This is a genomic window from Campylobacter coli, from assembly GCF_009730395.1.
GTDB lineage: Bacteria > Campylobacterota > Campylobacteria > Campylobacterales > Campylobacteraceae > Campylobacter_D > Campylobacter_D coli.
This window is the reverse complement of record NZ_CP046317.1, coordinates 823,941-838,956: the sequence shown is the minus strand read 5'-3', so window position 1 is coordinate 838,956 and position 15,016 is coordinate 823,941. Positions and strand designations below refer to the sequence as shown.

At 31.1% G+C, this 15,016-nt stretch carries 14 protein-coding genes; 10 read left to right on the top strand and 4 right to left on the bottom strand.

Annotated features, from left to right (window positions below; translation table 11 throughout):
• Positions 1 to 8 precede the first annotated feature (8 nt).
• A complete protein-coding gene (gene uvrB / locus FOC43_RS04210) occupies positions 9 to 1,982 on the bottom strand; it encodes an excinuclease ABC subunit UvrB (RefSeq protein WP_002776424.1) in 1,974 nt (657 codons plus the stop codon).
• Between the two features lie 153 nt (positions 1,983 to 2,135).
• On the opposite strand from uvrB, the gene FOC43_RS04205 reads away from it, so the two are divergent.
• From FOC43_RS04205 to ispG, 5 genes are read left to right on the top strand one after another with little or no spacing between them, the layout of a single operon-like run.
• Complete coding sequence (locus FOC43_RS04205; RefSeq protein WP_002776426.1) at positions 2,136 to 2,366, top strand: hypothetical protein; 231 nt, start codon at positions 2,136 to 2,138, stop codon at positions 2,364 to 2,366.
• Positions 2,356 to 2,601: a hypothetical protein gene (locus FOC43_RS04200; protein WP_002776428.1), complete on the top strand. Its 246-nt coding sequence runs from the start codon at positions 2,356 to 2,358 to the stop codon at positions 2,599 to 2,601. Before FOC43_RS04205 ends, FOC43_RS04200 begins: the two co-directional genes overlap by 11 nt.
• Positions 2,598 to 3,044 carry a type II secretion system protein gene (locus FOC43_RS04195; RefSeq protein ID WP_002776437.1) on the top strand — a complete coding sequence of 149 codons (447 nt, stop codon included), beginning with the start codon at positions 2,598 to 2,600 and terminating at the stop codon, positions 3,042 to 3,044. Before FOC43_RS04200 ends, FOC43_RS04195 begins: the two co-directional genes overlap by 4 nt.
• On the top strand, positions 3,041 to 4,879 hold the full coding sequence (locus FOC43_RS04190) for a primosomal protein N' (protein WP_002776439.1): 1,839 nt from the start codon (positions 3,041 to 3,043) through the stop codon (positions 4,877 to 4,879). The genes FOC43_RS04195 and FOC43_RS04190 overlap by 4 nt, the downstream gene beginning before the upstream one ends.
• Before the next feature lie 59 nt (positions 4,880 to 4,938).
• Positions 4,939 to 6,012, top strand: coding sequence for a flavodoxin-dependent (E)-4-hydroxy-3-methylbut-2-enyl-diphosphate synthase (gene ispG / locus FOC43_RS04185; RefSeq protein WP_002776443.1), 1,074 nt, complete (start codon positions 4,939 to 4,941; stop codon positions 6,010 to 6,012).
• Between the two features lie 83 nt (positions 6,013 to 6,095).
• On the opposite strand, the gene flgH is transcribed toward ispG, so the two are convergent.
• Positions 6,096 to 6,794 (bottom strand): flagellar basal body L-ring protein FlgH, encoded by a 699-nt coding sequence (gene flgH / locus FOC43_RS04180; protein WP_002787400.1) that lies wholly within the window; start codon positions 6,792 to 6,794, stop codon positions 6,096 to 6,098.
• Between the two features lie 101 nt (positions 6,795 to 6,895).
• Between flgH and pta the strand changes: the two genes are divergently transcribed.
• The 3 genes from pta (at position 6,896) to FOC43_RS04165 (ending at position 10,170) form a co-directional block, all read left to right on the top strand.
• Positions 6,896 to 8,401, top strand: coding sequence for a phosphate acetyltransferase (pta, locus tag FOC43_RS04175; RefSeq protein ID WP_072212063.1), 1,506 nt, complete (start codon positions 6,896 to 6,898; stop codon positions 8,399 to 8,401).
• Positions 8,402 to 8,414: 13 nt separating this feature from the next.
• Positions 8,415 to 9,605: an acetate kinase gene (locus FOC43_RS04170; protein WP_002781587.1), complete on the top strand. Its 1,191-nt coding sequence runs from the start codon at positions 8,415 to 8,417 to the stop codon at positions 9,603 to 9,605.
• 73 nt (positions 9,606 to 9,678) lie between these two features.
• Positions 9,679 to 10,170 (top strand): hypothetical protein, encoded by a 492-nt coding sequence (locus FOC43_RS04165; protein ID WP_002776453.1) that lies wholly within the window; start codon positions 9,679 to 9,681, stop codon positions 10,168 to 10,170.
• Here FOC43_RS04165 and FOC43_RS04160 read toward each other — a convergent pair.
• Positions 10,158 to 11,045, bottom strand: a complete 888-nt coding sequence (locus tag FOC43_RS04160) for a hypothetical protein (RefSeq protein ID WP_002789913.1) — start codon at positions 11,043 to 11,045, stop codon at positions 10,158 to 10,160. The two genes, FOC43_RS04165 and FOC43_RS04160, sit on opposite strands and share 13 nt — an antisense overlap.
• On the bottom strand, positions 11,045 to 11,980 hold the full coding sequence (gene rsmH, locus FOC43_RS04155) for a 16S rRNA (cytosine(1402)-N(4))-methyltransferase RsmH (RefSeq protein WP_002781583.1): 936 nt from the start codon (positions 11,978 to 11,980) through the stop codon (positions 11,045 to 11,047). The genes FOC43_RS04160 and rsmH overlap by 1 nt, the downstream gene beginning before the upstream one ends.
• A gap of 152 nt (positions 11,981 to 12,132) precedes the next feature.
• Here rsmH and FOC43_RS04150 point away from each other — a divergent pair, with 152 nt between their 5' ends.
• Together FOC43_RS04150 and ftsA are read left to right on the top strand one after the other, a co-directional pair.
• The gene (locus tag FOC43_RS04150) at positions 12,133 to 13,620 is read left to right on the top strand and encodes a peptidylprolyl isomerase (protein ID WP_002781581.1); all 1,488 of its coding nucleotides are present in this window, start codon (positions 12,133 to 12,135) and stop codon (positions 13,618 to 13,620) included.
• The gene (gene ftsA, locus FOC43_RS04145; protein ID WP_072212064.1) at positions 13,617 to 15,005 is read left to right on the top strand and encodes a cell division protein FtsA; all 1,389 of its coding nucleotides are present in this window, start codon (positions 13,617 to 13,619) and stop codon (positions 15,003 to 15,005) included. Before FOC43_RS04150 ends, ftsA begins: the two co-directional genes overlap by 4 nt.
• Positions 15,006 to 15,016 lie beyond the last annotated feature (11 nt).

Sequence of the window (15,016 nt, the reverse complement as noted above, 5' to 3'; positions counted from 1 at the left end):
TAAAAATACTATAAATCTTTTAATTTATTGATCTCATCTCTTAAAGTCGCTGCTTTTTCAAATTCGAGCGCTTTAGCAGCTTCAAGCATTTGTTTACGAAGCTCTTTTACGATTTTAGCTCTTTCATTAGCAGGCATTTTTTCAAATTTTTTACCTTTGCGATAAATTTCTCCTAAGTTTTCTTCATTTTTTAAACTTTCTTCGATGTGTCGCTTGACTGAAGTTGGGGTGATGTTATGTTTTTGATTGTAAGCTTCTTGAAGTTTGCGACGCTCATTTGTAGTATCCATAGCTTCTTGCATGGATTTTGTAATCTTTTTGCAAAAGAGTAAAACTTTACCATTGACATTTCTAGCAGCTCTTCCCATGGTTTGGATTAAACTTGTAGTGCTTCTTAAAAAACCCTCCTTATCTGCGTCCATAATGGCAATAAGCGAAACCTCAGGCAAATCAAGTCCTTCTCTAAGTAAATTTATACCTATTAACATATCAAAAGCACCGCTTCTTAAGCCTCTTATGATTTCATTGCGTTCTATTGCATCAATATCTGAATGCATGTATTTTACTTTAATACCAAGTTCTAAATAATACCTTGTAAGCTCTTCAGCTAGTTTTTTAGTCAACACAGTAACTAAAACGCGTTCGTTTCTTTGTATAACTTTTTTGGCTTCATCAAATAAAATTTCAACTTGATTATCGCTATCTTTAAGTTCTATCAAAGGATCAAGTAATCCTGTTGGACGCATAATTTGATGAAAGATATTTTCCTTGCTAAGTTCAAGCTCAAGCGGGGCAGGGGTGGCTGAAATAAAAAGAAACTGACAATCTTTATGGATAAATTCATCAAACATTAAAGGACGATTATCAAGAGCTGATGGAAGACGAAAACCATAATCTACTAAAGTTTGCTTTCTACTTCTATCTCCTGCAAACATACCTCTAAATTGTGGTAAAGAAACATGGCTTTCATCGACTATAACAAGAAATTTCCTATTTTTAATCGCAAAATAATCAAAAAGCGTATAAGGAGTATCACCTTCTTTAAGCCCTGTTAAATGTCTTGCATAATTTTCAACGCCTTTACACATTCCTGTGCTTGTAAGCATTTCAAGATCAAATTCAACCCTTTGTTTAAGGCGTTGATATTCTACGAGTTTATTTTCATGTTCAAAATAAGCAAGGCGTTCGTTAAGTTCTGCTTTTATGTCTTTTATCGCTTGTTTTAGTCTTGTTTCACCTACACTAAACTGGCTTGTAGGATAAAGTATGAAGCGTTTTAAATCTTTGCCTTTTTTATTTTCTAAAACATTATAATGATACATTGCATCCAGTTCATCACCAAAAAATTCAAGTCTTACTACTTCATCTTCGTAATAAGCAGGATAAATATCTATAATATCACCTTGTACGCGAAAATCAGCACGATCAAAGAAATTATCATTTCTTTTATAACCCATGTCTACAAGTTTCTTTAAAAGTTCTTTTTGTGAAATTTGCATGTCTAGTTCAAAGATTAAAACCATTCCTATGTATTCATTTGGATTTCCAAGTCCATAATTAGCCGAGACACTAGCGATACAAACCACATCCTCATAGCTTAAAAGCGAAGCAGTTGCGCTAAGTCTTAAGCGTTCTAGATCCTCATTTGTGGAGCTATCTTTTTCTATAAAAACATCGGTGCGCGGTATATAAGCTTCAGGCTGATAATAATCATAATAAGAAATAAAATATTCCACATGGTTCTTAGAAAAAAAACCTTTAAATTCGCTATAAAGCTGGGCGCAAAGGCTTTTGTTATGACTCATGATAAGGGTTGGCATATTGAGTTCTTTTATGACATTTGCCATGGTAAAAGTCTTTCCGCTTCCTGTTACGCCGAGTAGGGTTTGATATTTATTACCTTTTTTTATGCTTTTGACAATACCTTGTATTGCTTGTTCTTGATCAGGACTTGGTTTAAAATCGCTTGTAAGTTCTAACATTTTCCCACTTTTTGAAAGTTTTTTAGAAAAATTCTAAAAGAAAATGCTTTAATTAAAAATTAATTGACTATAAAAAACCTAAATTTAAATTTTTTTCTGCTACAATTACAAAAAATATTTTTATTTTAAATTTCTATAGCAGAAGGCAAATTTATGTTTGATGAAAAAATTATTAACACAATGTCAGATAAAGTCAATGAGTTGATTGAAAAATACAACGAAGTGTGCGAAGCAAATGAAAATTTAAGAAACGAACTTGTAAGCGTAAAAGCGCAAAATGAAGCAAAGAGTAATCAAATCATGCGTTTGGAAGAAGAGCTTAAGTCTCGCAATATAGAAAGTGAAGATATTTTCAAAAAAATAGAGGCTGTACTTGGCAAGTGATAATTTAAAACAAGTTATTATCAATGTTTCTGCAAAGGATTTCATTGTTAAATGCAGTGGAGAATTTGCAAATTTTTTAGAAGATGATATTGCTCTTATTTCTGGTGGGACTAAAAAAATAGAATTAAAGCGTTTCGTCGATGCTTTTGTAAAAAAAAGCTATGAGAATTATATCTTAGAAAGAGAACTTAAAAAACTTATAAAAGCGATCAATGAAGAACTCCCTGTAAAATGAAAAAGGCTTTTACTCTCTTAGAGCTTGTTTTTGTGATATTGATTTTGGGGATATTGGCAAGTTTAAGCTTCTCTTTTGCCAATCAAAATAAAAACGATGCGAAATTATTAAAATTGAAAATAGATTATGAAATGCTAAATTCAGCCCTATCCCTTATGCGTACTCAAGTTGAACTCAAACAAATCAGTTCTTTTTCTCCTAATCTTGATGAAGCAAAAATCAACACTCAAAAAGAAAAACTTTTTTACTGCCAAACTAGTCAAAATTGCACCTATTCTTTGCTTCATACACCTATTTATTCTAGTTTTAATGCTTGGATGAAAACAGCACCCAATCGATATAGATTTTTTTTAAATACAAAAGAATGGGTTGATTTTTTTTATAATGCTGATTTTGCTATTTTAGAATGTTTGAGTGAAAAATATTGTAAAGAATTATTATGAGATATTATGAATTAGCGGTTTTTGGATTTTATTTGCAAAATTTAACCTTTCATAGCAAGGAAGAAATTCCAGCTTTAAGAGAGGTGATTATTGATTTAAAAAATAAAAAAAATCTTAGAGCTTTAGTATTGAAAGAATGCCAAAAGCCCGAATTTCAGACAAAAGAGATTAAAGAAATTACATCTTTTTCATTAAGCTGTGTACAATTTGAATTGGCGAAATTTATTTCGTATTATTATTCTTCAAAGCTAGGTTTTGTATTAGGACTTTTTTCTACTTATCAAACTTACACTTGTGATCTGATTAAAATAGAAAATGAACCCAAATTAAGCCAAAAACAAAAAGAAGCTTTGAAATTTATAAAAGCTAATCCCACTTCTTTGCTTTTTGCAGATACAGGTAGTGGAAAAACTGAAATTTATATTTGCTTAATAAAACAATATTTAGAGCAAGGAAAACAAGTTTTACTTTTAATGCCAGAAATTTCTCTTACTCCACAGATGCAAAAGCGTTTAGAAGTGTATTTTAAAGATAAATTTTTTCTATGGCATTCTAAAATTTCAAAGAAAAAAAAGCAAGAAAATTTAGAGCGTTTTTGTAAGGGTGAAGCACTTTTGGTCGCAGGAGCAAGATCGGCTTTGTTTTTGCCTTTTGTAAATTTAGGGCTTGTTATAGTGGATGAAGAACATGATAATTCTTACAAAGCGTCTAATCAACCTTATATTAATGCTAGGGATTTAACACTTTTTTTAAGCTCAAAATTTGACATTAAGGTGCTTTTAGGTTCTGCTACTCCTTCTTTAACGAGTTTTTACAAGCAAAAGAGTTTTAGACTTAAGGGTACTTTTTTTGAAAGTAAAAAACACTTTTTATATGATGAAAACGAATTGGGCGTAACTCCTATGCTTTTGGGCGAGTTGCAAAAAAGCTTGGAAAATCAAAAACAAGCTATCATTTTTTTGCCCACTAAGGCCAATTTTAGACAAATTGTGTGTAAAGATTGTGGGCAAACTATAAAATGTCCTTTTTGCTCTATTGCTATGAGTTTGCACAAAAAAAGAAATGTTTTAAAATGTCATTATTGTAATTACACTTCTTTAATAGAGCAAAATTGTCCTAGCTGTCAAGGTGTGATGCTAGAGGCTAGGAAGATGGGCACAGCAGAATTACAAGAACTTTTGCAAGAGGCTTTGCCTTTAGCAAGGATAGCTAAATTTGATAGTGATGAGATTACGAGTATTCGAAAGCTTAATGCTATTTTAAAAGATTTTAATGAAAATAAGATCGATATACTTATAGGAACTTCCATGCTTGCTAAAGGACATGATTATCATAGTGTAGATTTAAGCGTTATTTTAGGACTTGATGAGTATTTGTTTCGTCCCAATTTTAAGGCAAGCGAAGAAACTTTGGCTTTGGCTATGCAAGTGGCAGGAAGAGCAGGACGCAAAGGTGAGGGAAGGGTGCTTTTGCAAACTAAAAATAGGAATTTTTTTGAAAGATATATAGAGGATTATGATAGCTTTTTGCAAGATGAATTAGAAAATAGAAAAGATCTTTATCCTCCTTTTAAACGCCTTTTGAGAATTGTTATCGAGGATAAAGAACAAAAGCAAGCTCAAAATTTGTGCAAAAAATTAGTTGATCAAATTAGCCACATTTTAAAAGTTGAAATTATAGGCTATGGAGCTTGTAGTATAGAAATGCTCAAAGGACAATATCGTTTTTATATATTGCTTCGTAGCGATTTTTACAAACCTTTAATCAAGATACAAGAATATGCCTTAAATTTTAAAAATGTTAGCGTAGATATAGATCCTATTGATTTTTTATGAGGAATTAAAGCAAAAAATAGCTAGAATTTTAAAAATTATTTATAAAAAGAAGCTTGAAAATGGAATACAAAAGATTTAAAACAAGACAAATTAAAGTGGGTGATGTTTTAATAGGTGGCGATGCGCCTATTTCAGTGCAATCTATGCTCTTTACCAAAACAAGAGATATTGAAGGTTCTTTAGAGCAACTCAATCGGCTTTATTTTGCAGGAGCTAATATCGTGCGTTTGGCGTGTTTGGATATGGCGGATGCAAGGGCTTTAAAGGAGATTAAAGCAAAAAGTCCCTTGCCTTTAATTGTAGATATACATTTTAATCACAATTTAGCTGTATTTTGTGCTGAATTTATTGATGGGGTTCGTATAAATCCAGGCAATATAGGCTCAAAAGAAAATGTTAAAGAAGTAGTAAAAGCTTGTAAAGAGCGAGGCATTCCTATACGCATAGGTGTAAATCACGGCTCTATAGAAAAAGAATTTAGTGATAAATATGGATATGGTGTAGATGCGATGTTAGAAAGTGCATTGTATAACATTAAACTTTTAGAGGATTTGGATTTTTTTGATATAAAAATTTCGATGAAAACTTCTGATACTCAAAAGACCATAGAGGCTTATGAAAGATTAAGACCACTTTGTGATTATCCTTTTCATTTGGGAGTAACAGAGGCAGGGACTAAATTTCATAGCACGATAAAAAGTTCTATTGCTTTAGGAAATTTGCTTCTTAAAGGCATAGGTGATACCATGAGGGTTTCAATGACGGGCGAACTTGAAGAAGAAATCAAAGTCGCAAGAGCGATTTTACAAGATAGCGGGGTGCAAAAAAGTGGAGTAAACATTATCTCATGTCCAACTTGTGGAAGAATTCAAAGTGATTTAATCAGTGCTATTAAAATCGTAGAAGAAAAGACTAAACATATCAAAGAGCCTTTAAATATCAGTGTTATGGGCTGTGTTGTAAATGCTTTGGGTGAGGCTAAGGGCGCTGATGTGGCTATAGCTTTTGGAAAAAATCAAGGACTTGTTATAAGACATGGAGAAGTGGTGGCAAAACTCAAAGAAAACGAGCTTGTGGATAGATTTTTAGCTGAAGTAGAAGATGAGGTTAAGAGTAGAGAGATAAAAGAATAGATTTTATTTTAATTATAGATATTTAAAATAAAATCGCAATAAAATTTAAGTCCTTATTTTAAGGACTTAAATTATAAGTTTATTTAAAAAGGCCATATAGCTTCTATGACTTTGCTTCCCCAAGGTTTTCTAGTGCTTCTATCCACTTCACCTTCAGTTTTGTAAAGAATTTTTGCATCTGCTATATATCTACTATCTATAGTATTATCTTGACCGATATCATAAGGACGAATCACACCGCTAAGTTGTATGATTTGTTTTTCTCCATTGATCAAAAGCTCTCTTGAACCCTCAATAAAATAATTACCATTAGACAAAATTTTAATCACGCGAGTTGAAATCGTAGTGTTAAAACTTTCATTGCGACTTTGAGTGCCTGTTCCTTGGTAGTTGTTAGCACTATTGGTTTGAAAGCCTATATTAGAATAAGCATTTACTTTATCGATCGCAGTTCCAAGTAAGCCACTTCCACCTGTTAAAGCTCCTCCTCCTAAATTGGAAGTATTGGTTCTACTTGTGGCCTTATTGGCTTGAGTGCTTTGAGTAGTGCTTTCTTGGATAACCACAGTAACTAAATCATTTACATTCATTGCTTTTTTATCAGAGAATAAAGGATTATCGCCTTTTCCAAAAAGCGATCCAGGAGAAGTTTCTACATTGTTGCTTTGTTTAGGTGCAAGCTCTTCTACATAAGCAGGAGGTTTCATAGAAATTTGCGGATCTACTGTTGCAGAACATCCAAAAAATGCAAAAGGTAACACATAGAATAAAACTTTTTTCATTTTCGTCCTTTAAATGATGAAATTTCATTTTTATTTGTTAAAATAGTTTTTCAAGTAAGTATAAAGCAAAGAGTGTTCCACTTTTTAAAACCAAGGAGAAAATAATGGCAAATCTTTATTTGATGAGATCTAGGAGTGATGAGTTAAATACATTAGTCACCACGAAATTATTGAAAAACTATAGCAAGATATATAAAAATATAGCTATTTACTGTCCTGTGATTTATGTACATCGTATCCCTGTTTTGCAAGGATGGCTTGAGGAATTTGATATTAAGCAAACTTTGAAAAATGCTTATAGTTTTACTTTTAGAGAAGCTATGGAAGAATTTAGCAAAGATCCGCATAGTTTTTTCAATACTATCTTAGAAGAGTATGAGGAATTAAATCGTAAATATGATTTTGTTCTTGTTAATAGTTTTTGCGAATTTGGAATACTTGATGGTTTTGATTTGAGTATAAAATTGGCTAAAAATCTTAACACTCCTATAGCGGCTATTATTAATAATGAGGATAAATTAATAGCTCAAAAATATTTTGATGAAGCTTTAGATGGTAGAGATTATGCTTTGATTAATGAAAATTTTAATTTTGAAGAAATGCATAAGTTGCAAGCTTATGATTTTATGACTCCGCATCGTTTTAAATATGAACTCATTAAAAAAAGTGTTAAAAATAAAAAAACCGTTGTTTTACCAGAAAGCAATGATGAAAGAATTTTAAAAGCAGTTGAAATTTTACTTAAAAGTAGTGTAGTGGATCTTATTTTATTGGGTGATGAGCAAGATATCAAACAAAAAGCCGATGAATTGGCACTTGATTTAACCGCAGTAAAAATACTCAATCCGCTTCATTCAGAATATAACGAAGAATTTGCCACTTTGTTATATGAAGCAAGAAAATCTAAAGGAATGAGCCTTGAAGAGGCTAAAGAATTGGTTAAAGATAGGACTTATTTTGGAACCTTGTTGATACATAGTGGGAAAGCTGATGCTATGGTAAGTGGAGCATCTACTACGACAGCTGAAACTATTCGTCCTGCGCTTCAGATTATCAAAACTCAAGAGGGTGTTGACTCTGTTTCGGGAATTTTCTTTATGGGGCTTGATGATAAGGTTTTAGCTTTTGCAGACTGTGCTGTAAATCCAAATCCAAATGCCGAGCAACTCGCCGCTAGTGCTTATGTAAGTGCTATGACTGCAAAGTCTTTTGGTATCGAGCCAAGGATAGCTTTGCTTTCTTATTCTAGTGGAGATAGCGGTAAGGGTGAGAGTGTAGATCTTGTTAAAGAAGCTTTAAGAATTGCTAAAGAAAAATATCCAGAATTAAATATCGATGGCCCTATGCAATTTGATTGTGCTTATGATCCTAAAACTGCTGCTAAAAAAATGCCAAATTCTAAGATAGCAGGTAATGTAAATGTATATATCTTTCCTGATCTTGACGCTGCAAATATTTGCTATAAGGCTGTGCAAAGAACGGCAAATGCTTTGGCAATCGGTCCTATTTTGCAAGGACTTAAAAAACCTGTAAATGATTTAAGTCGTGGATGTTTGGTTGATGATATAGTAGATACGGTTATTTTAAGTGCTATACAAGCACAATAAGAAAGGAAAGTGAATGAAGATTTTAGTTTTAAATTCAGGCTCTTCATCTATTAAATTTAAATTTTTTGATGATAAAGTGGTTAAAGCCAGTGGTTTGGTAGAAAAAATTGGAGAAGAAAAATCAAAAGTCATACTAAAAAATGCCTTAAATGATGAAACATTCGAAAGAGAACTTCCTATAAAAAATCACGAACATGGATTGCAAATTGTCAACGAGCTTTTTAAAGAATCTGGAATTTTGGAAGATTTAAATGCTTTAGATGGCTGTGGTCATCGCATAGTGCATGGAGGAAGAAATTTAAGCGAGCATTGTTTAGTGGATGATTATGTTCTTAAAGAGATAGATAGGGTTAGTATTTTTGCTCCTTTGCATAATCCTGCGCATTTAGCAGGTATAAAAACAATGATCAAAGCTGCACCTAGTGTTGCTAATGCAGCTATTTTTGATACAGCTTTTCATCGCACTATGCCTGATTTTGCTTATATGTATGCTTTGCCTTATGATTTTTATGATAAGCACAATATAAGAAGATATGGTTTCCATGGTACTTCTCACGCTTTTGTGAGTGCTAGGGCAGCCCAATTACTTGGAAAAAATAAAGAGGATTTAAACGCAATTTCAGCACATCTTGGAAATGGTGCGAGTGTTTGTGCTATTGAGGGAGGTAAAAGTATAGACACTTCCATGGGTTTTACTCCTCTTGAAGGTCTTGTTATGGGAACTCGCTGTGGTGATTTAGACCCTGCAATTTTGCCATTTATTAGCCATCTTAAGGGTTTAACAATAGAAGAAATTGATACTTTGCTTAATAAAAAAAGCGGACTTTATGGAATTTGCGGTTCTAACGATTTTAGAGATATAGGAGCAAAAATCGAGCAAGGTGATGATAGGGCACGTTTAGCTTTTGATATGTTTTGTTATCGCCTTTTAAAATATATAGGGGCTTATTTTACGGTTTTACCTAGAACTGACGCTATTATTTTTACAGGCGGTATAGGTGAAAATGCTGCTTTAGTTCGCCAAAAAGTTTGTGAAAGATTATCTCATCTTGGTGTTGAGCTTGATATAGAATTAAACAACAAAAAAGCAAGCTGTGAAAGAATGATTAGTACTGCCAATTCTAAGGTAAAGATTTTTATCGTTCCTACAGATGAAGAACTTGAGATTGCCAGAATCACAGAAGAGTTGATAAACAAAAGCTAAGAGCTTTTGTTTTAACCCAAATTTAATTTTCTTTAGATAGTATTTTAAACTAAAAATTTAAAAGTGTAAAAATATGAAAAAATTTAAAGATTTTAGTTGTAATTTTCTTTTTAAGATATCCGATCAACCTGTTCTTTTGCGTGATTTGCTTGAGGCTAATGCTTTGTTTAATGATGGAATGCTTGTGGATCCTTCCAAGCTTAATTTTAATTTTAAAATTTTAAATTCTTATATATATTTTGGAATTTTTTGTGCTTTGGTTTTATTACCATTATTACTCATTACGCATTATCTTTTTACTCGCCTTGATTTTCATATCAGTATTATCAGCGCTGTAGCGGTTACCGCATGTGTTTTTATTTCTTATGATATTTTTAAGGTTTATGCTCGTAAAATGATTTCAAAAAAATTAATACAAAAAGCATGGGCTTTGCACTTTCCTTATTTTTCATATGAAAAATATTCTATTATGGCTGGAAATTTTTATAAAGAAGCCTTAAAAGAAGAAATTCCAAAGGCAAATTTAGAACAATATGTTTTAGAAAAAATCATTCATTCTAAATAATCTAAAATTTGATTTTGAAAGCGCATGATTTCTAAGCGTCTTTTTAAATCTTTATTTTCTTCATCAAGTACGCTTTCTTCTACTCTTAAAGTGGCAATTTCTCGGCTAAGATAGTAAATTTGATTTCTTATATAAATTTGTGGTACAAATAAAACAAGAGCAAAGCTGACAAATAATACGGCAAAAAGTAAGTGATTGAAATTGAGATTTTTATCTTCTTTAGTAGCATTACTAAATCCTTCTAGTAATACATTTTTAACCTTTTGTGTATCTTCATCATGTTCTGTTTTAATGGGTTGAATTTCGGATTTTTCAATCTCTATTTTTACTTCTTGAGTTTGTATTTTTTTTTGTAAATTTTCTAGACTTTGTTTTATATCGGGTTTTGGGTCAGTTTGCGTGGGTTGAATCTTGTTATTTTGTATTTTTTTGATTTCTATTTGCTTGTCTGTATGCAAATGTTTTTCTTGAGTATTGTGTGTGTTTTTATTTTGTATACCTTGAATTTCTTTTTTTTTCAGAAAAGAAAAAAGTTTTTTTGTTTTTTTCTTTTTTGATTCTTGATTTTTGTTTTTTTCTTTTATTTTGGAAAAAATTTTTTTAGCTAAAGACTGCTTTTCTTCCAATTTAACATTTATCAAATCTTCTTTTAAGTATATATTTGATTTTTTTGTATATTCTAACTTATAGTCTTCTTCTGTTTCATCCAAGAAATGATTTGAGCGTTTTTTAAAGCGGCGTCTTAAAATATCATCACTAGAGATTTCTTCTTTTAAATCATCATCTAAAGGCTTACCTTGATTAACAGCGCGAGAAAATTTAAGCATTTTCTGGCGTATGTTTTGCTTTTCTTTTAAAAAATCATCATCTAGCATTATTTTTCCATATTTTTAAAATGAAACAGGCGCATTTTTGCACAACTTGAACGAGAATTAATCATAATTTCTTCTTTGCTTGGAGTTATAGCTTTTTTGCTTATAATTTCTCCTAAAGAATGATTGTTTCCACATTCGCACCTAAAAGCTCTTTCATCACAGATACAATTTTTAGCCCATTTTTTAAAATAGTTTTTTACTATCCTATCTTCTAAAGAATGAAAGCAAATGATAGCTAGAATACAATTTTTTAATTTAATTTTTTCTAATTTTTCTAAAAAATTTTTTAAAACTTCAAGTTCTTGATTGACTTCTATTCTAATAGCTTGAAAAACTAGGGTTGCTTTAGAAACACTTCTGTGATTTTGTTTTGTTTTTCCTATTATTTCGTAAAGTTCTTTAGCACTTTTTATTTTATTTTTTTGTCTTTCTTGGCAAATTTTTTGAGCGATAAAGTACCCATCATTTAATTCCCCATATTTTTTGAAAATATCACTCAATTGCTCTTGGGTATAATTATTAATAATCTCAAAAGCTGAAATTTTAGCATCTTGATTCATTCTCATGTCTAAAAAATCAGAATGAAGATTAAAGCCTCGTTTGTTATTGTCAAGTTGATAAGAAGATACTCCAATATCAGCTAAAATGCCTTTGAGATCGTTCAGTTTATCGTGTGAAATTTGGTCTAAAATTTGACTAAAATTACTTAATACAAATTCTGTTCTATCTTTAAAATCATGAAGACGCTTTTTAGAAAATTCAAGCGCTTCTTTGTCTTGGTCGCATGCTATAAGTTTAAGGTTTGGATGATCTTTAAGTAAGGATTCGCTATGGCCACCAAAACCCAAAGTACAATCTAAAAAATATCCTGAGTTTAGTTTTTCAAATGCTTGATTTACCTCATTGAGCAAAACGGGAATGTGTGGAATTTTCAAATCCTATATCCTATAAAATTTTTATAAGCTATAATTATAACGAAATTTTAACTAAAATCAAAATGAAAATATTTAACAAAAAACCACTAATTAAACTCTAATTAAACACTTCTGCGATAAAATATGTAGTTTAATTTTTATCAAGGAATGATATGCTTACTTGGATGCAACATCACAAAAAATATCTTGTTGTTACTATATGGATTAGCACCATAGCTTTTGTTGGAGCTGGGTTTTTAGGTTGGGGTGCTTATGATTTTAATCTTAATAGAAGTTCGAGTGTTGCTGTAGTTGGAGATGAAAAAATCAATTATAATGAATTTAATGTAAGATATAATCAGATTTTTAATTATTACAATCAAATTAGCAACGGTGGCTTAAATGAGGAGAGTGCTAAGCAATTGGGAATTGAAAATGCTGCATTAAGCTCTTTGGTTGAAGATAAGCTTTTGTTAAATTTTGCTAAAGATTTGGGATTAGGTTCAAGTGAAAATGAAGTTATTCAAGCACTTGCTGAAACTAAAGCCTTTCAAGATCCTTCAGGTGATTTTAATAAAACAATTTATTATGAACTTTTGAATGCAAACAATATGACTCCAAAAGAATATGAGAAAACTCTTTCAAATGAAATTATTATCGGCAAACTAGAACAAATATTCAATCTCCCTCAAACAGATGAAGAGTTGAAAATGCTAGGAGCTAGTTATTTTATGCAAGATTCTTTAAATATAGCAAAACTAGAGCAAGATAAAGAAAATATAAAAGTTAATGAAGAAGAGCTTAAAAAGCTTTGGAATGAACACAAAGAAGATTATAAGACAAAAAAAGTATATGAGATTTCTACTTATTATCTACCGGTGGATATGCAAAAAATTGATGATAGTAAGCTAGAAGAATTTTATAATAATGAAAATAATAAATTTAAATATAAAGATTTTAGTGGCAAAATCATGAGTTTTGAAGCTGCTAAAAAGGATGTTGCTAAAGATTATGCTTTAGCACAGCTTAAAAACATAGCTAATGCTAAATTTTTGGAATTGAAAGAAGGTAAAGATAAATTCCAAAAGGATGAAAATATCACAGATTCAGATGTTTACTATCCACTTGAGGCTTTATCTCGGGTAAAAAATGGAGATGTGTTAAGACCGAGTGAATATCAAAATGGTTATATTATTATCAAGCTTAACAAAACCAATCCTGTAAGAACTAAGACTTTTGATGAGGCTAAAGAAGAGCTTATGCCTATTTATATCAGCGAACAGGTGAAAAAGAATTTAGAAGAAAAAGCTAAGCAAAATTTAGAAAATTTTAGCGGAACTAATATAGGTTTCGTAAGCAGGGATACTGTAAGAAATGATGCTAAAATTAGTAATATATTAAATGAAGCAGAATTTAGTTATTTTCTAATGAATGTTTTTAATTCTGATCAAAATCGTTCTTATGTTATTTTAAATGAAGATAAGGCTATGCTTTATAAAATTAATAAGCAAAAGCTTGATATGAATCCTGAAAAATTTCAGCAATATCGCATAATGCTTAATCAAAATTTACAAAGTTTAAAAGCTAATGAAATGAAGCAGGAGTTAATCGAAGAGCTTAAAAAAACATATCCAATAAAAATTTATTATAAAGGTAAATAATTTTGAATATATTAGGAATTGACTTAGGTTCAACACAAACTTGTGCCATTGTCGCTCAAAAAGATGAGGAAGGTTTAAAAATTATTGGTTTTGCAAAAGCAAAAACCAATGGTGTAAAAAAAGGCGCTATTACCAATATCGAGCTTGCTTCAAAATCGATCGAGGAAGCAGTTAGAAATGCAGAGATGATGAGCGGTGTTCATTATGATAAAGTAGTGGTTTCTATTTCGGGCGCTTATACTAAAAGTGTTGATAGTATAGGTGTAGTAAATATACCAAATCATGAAATAGGCATCAAAGAAATTCATCGTGCGGTAAGCACAGCCAAACACACTGCAAATCTTCCGAGTGGTTATGAAATTATTCATGTTTTACCTTATAATTTTAAGGTAAATGATTTAGAACATGTAGATGATCCTTTGGGTATGAGCGGAAATCGCTTGGAGGTTTCGACTCATATAGTTATTTCTCAAGAATCTCATATTAAAAATTTAAAAAAAGCTGTTGAGTTGGCTGATTTAAGAGTTGATAATATAGTCCTTTCTGGCTATGCTTCAGCTATAGCTTGTTTAGATGATAGTGAAAAAGAACTAGGTGCTGTTTTGATTGATATGGGTGGAGCGATCTGCGATATGGTTGTTCATACTGGAAATTCAATTCGTTATAATGATTGCTTGCAAATTGGATCGATTAATATTACTCAAGATTTATCGATGGCTTTGCACACTCCTTTAAAAGAAGCTGAGAAAATTAAATTAAATTATGCAGCCCTTTCTCAACAACCTAATGCATTGATACAAATTCCTTCTATGGGAGATGAAAGAAAAGTAAATGAAGTTTCTTTAGATATCATCTCAAATGTAATCTATGCAAGAGCTGAAGAAACTTTAATGATTTTAGCCAAAATTTTAAGCGACAATCGTTATGCAAATAGTATAGGGGGTGGCGTTGTATTAACAGGCGGAATGACTAAATTAGCAGGTATTGATGAATTAGCTCCTGCAACTTTTGATAATCGTTCTGTTAGACTTGCTACTGCTAGAAAAGATTTAATTACTGGGTTTAGTGAAATTTTTAATGATCCTGAAAATACTTGTGCTATAGGACTTTGTTTATATGGTGCGGGTTATTTTACGCCTTATGAACTTGATTCAAATGAAAAGTTAAGATATAAAGGGGAGATAGAAAATTATAACCGCCAAATTAGACAAGAAATAATTCCACAAAAAGAAGTGGAAAATGAAACAAAATCTGATTTTTTTGGCGAAAATTTGCAAGAAAATGATACAATAATAATACAAGAACAATTAGATTTTAAAGAGCCAAAAGAGAAAAAGCCTAGTGTTTTTTCAAATATTTGGCATAAAATAATGAATCAATTTTAACAAGGAGAAAG

Bases quoted from the DNA above. Each gene is read 5' to 3' on its own strand.
- flgH (WP_002787400.1), bottom strand. From the start codon at position 6,794: ATGAAAAAAGTTTTATTCTATGTGTTACCTTTTGCATTTTTTGGATGT.
- uvrB (WP_002776424.1), bottom strand. From the start codon at position 1,982: ATGTTAGAACTTACAAGCGATTTTAAACCAAGTCCTGATCAAGAACAA.
- ispG (WP_002776443.1), top strand. From the start codon at position 4,939: ATGGAATACAAAAGATTTAAAACAAGACAAATTAAAGTGGGTGATGTT.
- FOC43_RS04205 (WP_002776426.1), top strand. From the start codon at position 2,136: ATGTTTGATGAAAAAATTATTAACACAATGTCAGATAAAGTCAATGAG.
- FOC43_RS04150 (WP_002781581.1), top strand. From the start codon at position 12,133: ATGCTTACTTGGATGCAACATCACAAAAAATATCTTGTTGTTACTATA.
- FOC43_RS04160 (WP_002789913.1), bottom strand. From the start codon at position 11,045: ATGCTAGATGATGATTTTTTAAAAGAAAAGCAAAACATACGCCAGAAA.
- FOC43_RS04165 (WP_002776453.1), top strand. From the start codon at position 9,679: ATGAAAAAATTTAAAGATTTTAGTTGTAATTTTCTTTTTAAGATATCC.
- FOC43_RS04190 (WP_002776439.1), top strand. From the start codon at position 3,041: ATGAGATATTATGAATTAGCGGTTTTTGGATTTTATTTGCAAAATTTA.
- FOC43_RS04195 (WP_002776437.1), top strand. From the start codon at position 2,598: ATGAAAAAGGCTTTTACTCTCTTAGAGCTTGTTTTTGTGATATTGATT.
- FOC43_RS04170 (WP_002781587.1), top strand. From the start codon at position 8,415: ATGAAGATTTTAGTTTTAAATTCAGGCTCTTCATCTATTAAATTTAAA.